5 protein-coding genes and 1 pseudogene are annotated in these 4089 nt (G+C 55.3%); 1 reads left to right on the top strand and 5 read right to left on the bottom strand.

Annotated features, from left to right (window positions below; all coding sequences use genetic code 11):
- Positions 1 to 132 precede the first annotated feature (132 nt).
- From ehuA to ehuB, 4 genes are all read right to left on the bottom strand, one after another.
- On the bottom strand, positions 133 to 909 hold the full coding sequence (gene ehuA, locus EDC90_RS20550) for an ectoine/hydroxyectoine ABC transporter ATP-binding protein EhuA (RefSeq protein WP_132314371.1): 777 nt from the start codon (positions 907 to 909) through the stop codon (positions 133 to 135).
- A complete protein-coding gene (ehuD, locus tag EDC90_RS20545) occupies positions 906 to 1601 on the bottom strand; it encodes an ectoine/hydroxyectoine ABC transporter permease subunit EhuD (protein ID WP_132314370.1) in 696 nt (231 codons plus the stop codon). The genes ehuA and ehuD overlap by 4 nt, the downstream gene beginning before the upstream one ends.
- A 7-nt stretch (positions 1602 to 1608) precedes the next feature.
- Positions 1609 to 2280: an ectoine/hydroxyectoine ABC transporter permease subunit EhuC gene (ehuC, locus tag EDC90_RS20540; RefSeq protein WP_132314369.1), complete on the bottom strand. Its 672-nt coding sequence runs from the start codon at positions 2278 to 2280 to the stop codon at positions 1609 to 1611.
- Positions 2281 to 2382: 102 nt separating this feature from the next.
- Positions 2383 to 3243 (bottom strand): ectoine/hydroxyectoine ABC transporter substrate-binding protein EhuB, encoded by an 861-nt coding sequence (gene ehuB / locus EDC90_RS20535; protein ID WP_132314368.1) that lies wholly within the window; start codon positions 3241 to 3243, stop codon positions 2383 to 2385.
- Between the two features lie 256 nt (positions 3244 to 3499).
- On the opposite strand from ehuB, the pseudogene EDC90_RS20530 reads away from it, so the two are divergent.
- Positions 3500 to 3733 (top strand): annotated as a pseudogene (locus EDC90_RS20530) (IS6 family transposase); the annotation flags it as partial.
- Positions 3734 to 3796: 63 nt separating this feature from the next.
- Here EDC90_RS20530 and EDC90_RS20525 read toward each other — a convergent pair.
- The coding region (locus tag EDC90_RS20525) for a transposase (RefSeq protein WP_207903993.1) at positions 3797 to 4089 on the bottom strand (293 nt) is incomplete at its 5' end.

The following is a 4089-nucleotide window of genomic DNA, read 5'->3' as shown; positions in this document are numbered from 1 at the left end:
ATCAAAATATCACTTGGCGGGCGAAGCCCAATCGAATATCGAAACAGTCTGGGCCTTGCGTCATAGACCTGTCCAAGTTTTCGTCCGCACCCCCAACAAGTCTATCTTTCTGAAGCCTGTCAGTCTTGAACGTTAATCGTTGCTGAGAACCGCGCTCAGAAACTGGCGTGTGCGTTCTTCTTCGGGGTTGTTGAAAATTTTCTCCGGAGGGCCTTCCTCGCAAATATTGCCGTCGTCGAAAAAACAGACGCGATCAGAGATCTCGCTGGCAAACCGCATTTCGTGGGTCACCATCAGCATTGTGAGGTCATGTTCGTGGGCCAACTGACGTATCACCGTCAGCACCTCTTCAACAATTTCCGGATCGAGTGCGGAGGTCGGTTCATCAAACAGCATGATACGTGGCCGCATTGCCAGTGCACGCGCAATACCAACGCGCTGCTGCTGACCGCCGGAAAGCTGGCCCGGGAACTTTTTGGCGTGTTCCTGAAGCCCCACCATTTCCAGAAGCTCTTCGGCACGTTCATGCGCTTCGCGCCGCGACAGACCGAGCACGACACGCGGCGCTTCGGTGAGGTTGCGCAATACGCTCATATGTGGAAACAGATTGAAGTGCTGAAACACCATGCCCATCTGCGTCCGCATCTGACGCAGATGCCGTTCACCGGCCGGCACCAGATTATCGCCACGTCGTTCATGCCATAGCGGTTCGCCGTCCACCCAGATGACGCCATCACTGATATCGGTCAGGGTCATGAGAATACGCAGCACGGTGGATTTGCCAGAGCCCGAAGGGCCGATGATCGTGACCTTCTCACCGTTCTTGACGTGAAAGTTCAGATCCTTGATGACGTTGACCTTACCATAGTCTTTGCGGACATGGTCAAAAACAATCATGGGTTCATTCATCGAAGGGGGATCCCCTGTTTTGGAAGCTTTTTGTCAATGAGCTGCACCAGTGAAGAGGATAGCAGCGTCAGGATGAGATAAAGGCCGCCGACCATGCTGAGCGGCACCATGTAATTGAATGTCTGGTCGCCGATAATCCTGGCGACATTCAGCATTTCAAGAACGGTCACGACCGACAGCACGGGTACATCTTTCATGATCGAAACCAGATAATTTCCAAGAGCAGGAATGATGCGCGGCACAGCCTGAGGTAAAATAACATGCGAGAAGGTTCTGCCGGTGGGCAGGTCGAGTGCGACCGCCGCCTCTCGTTGTCCTTCCGGAACCGCCGAAAGGCCGGCTCGATAAACCTCTGACGTGTAGGCGCTATACTGCAGTCCGAGCGCCAGAGCCCCTGTTAAAAAGGCAGGCAGCAGAATTCCGTACTCCGGCAGGACAAAATACAGGAAATAGAGCTGTATGAGCAGCGGTGTTCCACGAATGAACTCTGTGAGGATGGTTGCCGGCCAACTGATCAGGCGATAGCGAACGCCCTTCAGTGCGGCGAGCGCCAGGCCCAACACCATTGCCACAACAAAACCAAGCAGCGATGCCTCTATGGTGACAACAAGGCCGCGCAGCAGCATCGGCAGAATGGAGAGGGCAAATTCCAGATCGCCATGCTGGGTGTCCCATTGATATCCGAAAAGCATGAGGCTCCTATCCTCTCGCCGTGCGCCAGCGACTGACATACACTTCCAGGAGTCGCATCAGGCCGGAGATAACCATGGCCATGCCAAAATACATCAAGAGGATGATGGTGTAGATGGGCGTGCTGTCCTGATAGTAATTGCGCAATTGTTCACCCTTGAAGGCAAGGTCTGACAGACTGATCAGCGACACGAGCGCAGTATCCTTGAGGTTTTGAACCGCCAGATTGGTAAAGCTCGGCATCATCTCGGGGATGGCCTGCGGCAGATAGATGCGCCACAGCGCCTGACGCGGTGTGAAGTTGAGCGCTACGGCGGCCTCATTCTGGTGTGGGCTGACGGCCTGAAGCGCGCCGCGTACAACCTCGGCACCATAGGCGCCAATATTGAGCGACAGGGCAAGAATACCAGCTGTGACCGGTTCGATCCGCAGATTGATCCCGATCTGATCACCCAGAACGGGCAGCGCGAAATAAAGCCAGAACAGCTGTACCAGAAGCGAGGTGCCGCGAAACACCTCAATATAGCCAATAGAGATGGCCTTGATCACCGGATTTTCCGCACGCTTGCCAATGCCGGATGCGAAAGCAAGTAAACCACCCAGCAGTGTAGAGAAAAAAGTAAGCTGGATGGTGACCCATGCGCCCTGGCTCAAGGGGCCAAGGTAGTCAGTCCATGTCATGGATGGTCTTTTCCCTGCGGTTATGGAAGGGCAAAGGCAGAGCCGGTCGACGCCTGGTCAACCGGCTCCCTGATCACAGGCCAGATGGCCTGGTCATGAGCTTTACATAGCGCAGAGCTCGCTGGTCGTTTTCGAGGTGGCGCCTTCGATATCAGCGGGTGTGAAGCCATATTTCGTCAGAATGGCCTTCCACTCGTCAGTCTTCTTGAAGGCCTTCAGCTCGGTGTTGAAGGCATCACGCAATTCGGTGGAATCATTGTTGAAGTTGAAACCACCCCAGGAGCGCACTTCATTGCCATCAATGACCGGGTCCTTGAAGTTCTGAACAATCGCGACTTTGTCGCTCTTGGATGCAAGCTCGCTGGCGGTCAGACCGGTGGCGGCATAGGCATCGGCGCGTCCGGTGGAAACCGTCGAAATGGCGTCCGAATTGGAAGCGATCGTGACGACATTGCCGCCTGGCACGCCGATCTTCTGAAGCATCTGTTGCTGGTCAGCCCCGGCCATGACCGCTACCTTCATGCCGTCCTTTTTGAAATCGGAAAAGCGTGTTATCCCGTCCGGGTTACCATCTTTGACAAGAAGCCCTTCACCATAAGAAGTGTTGGGTTCTGAATAGATGACCTTCTGGCAGCGTTCCGGCCGAATGGCCATTTCGGCCGCTGTCATGTCAAAACGTTCAGCCTGAAGACCGGGGATCAGTGACGAGAAGCTCGTTGCAACCCATTCGATGTCACCGGGTGCGACCCCAAGGCGCTCGAGAACGGCCTCGGCAACATCAGGGCCAGCGCCCTTTGCCTCGCCGGAGGGGTCGATAAATCCATAAGGAATTTCATTGGCGACGGCGACGCGCGCCTGACCGCGGTCTTTGATCTCCTGAAGGGTAACAGCGCTTGCTGATGATGCGCCCAGAGCGGCCACGAGAGCCGTCACGGTCGCTGCCAGAGCAATCTTCTGTTTCATTTTAATATCCCTTTTGATTTTCAATTTTTCGTCGAACAGCACCCTGTTGTACACAACAAGGTGCCGGACTGGGCGTAAAACAACAGCCATAAAGCGTAAAACGACGTTCCGTTCCATGCCCTTGCTGTTGTTGTGCACAATATGGCGTTAAACCCGACGATGGCAAGGGGGCACCGGCACGCGCATCTATCTGCCAGAAGGGTGTTGTCACATTGAGCAGGTTGCGTCGGTTTCGGGTTGATCGTAGATTTCGGGGATGCAAGCATTCGATATCAGTTTCAAACGCCATCGCTTTTCACCACAGATCGTTGCTCACGCCGTTTGGCTTTACCTGCGTTTCAATCTGAGCCTGCGTGAAGTCGAGGAAATGCCGCTTGAGCGTGGTATCGACGTTTCCTATGAGACCGTCCGCCGCTGGATCGCCAAGTTCGGGCCGAAGATCGCCGGCAAGCTGAGACGCCGCCAGACGACCCACCCCAGCGATATTTGGCGATGAGACCGGGATCGTTGTAGACACTGCCGCGGGTAGGGGGCGTGCTAGAGCATCGGGCGATTAGTCTGCAACGCATGCTGTTGATTTGAAGTAGTTCCAGCATTCCTGTGGTGAGAACAGTGCGCACATGTGGCCTACAGCTCTCCACAGGTCGTCATAGGTTCGCGCCTTTGCCTTCCTGAGAAGGGCCTTGAGCTTGGAGAACACCTTCTCGATGGGGTTCAGGTCCGGTGAATAGCGCGGGAGAAACAGCACCCGCGCGCCGCGCGCCCTGATCGCCTCGGCAGCGCGTGGGCTCTTGTGAACATTGAGATTGTCCCAGATGACGACATCTCCGGGTGACAGCGTCGGGG

The organism is Martelella mediterranea, from assembly GCF_004342225.1.
Taxonomy (GTDB): Bacteria; Pseudomonadota; Alphaproteobacteria; order Rhizobiales; family Rhizobiaceae; genus Martelella; species Martelella mediterranea_B.
The sequence above is the reverse complement of the archived record's forward strand: the minus strand, read 5'-3'. Positions and strand labels throughout refer to the sequence as shown.

Excerpts from the sequence above, each read along its gene's own strand:
- ehuC (WP_132314369.1), bottom strand. The coding sequence starts at position 2,280 with ATGACATGGACTGACTACCTTGGCCCCTTGAGCCAGGGCGCATGGGTC.
- ehuA (WP_132314371.1), bottom strand. The coding sequence starts at position 909 with ATGAATGAACCCATGATTGTTTTTGACCATGTCCGCAAAGACTATGGT.
- ehuB (WP_132314368.1), bottom strand. The coding sequence starts at position 3,243 with ATGAAACAGAAGATTGCTCTGGCAGCGACCGTGACGGCTCTCGTGGCC.
- ehuD (WP_132314370.1), bottom strand. The coding sequence starts at position 1,601 with ATGCTTTTCGGATATCAATGGGACACCCAGCATGGCGATCTGGAATTT.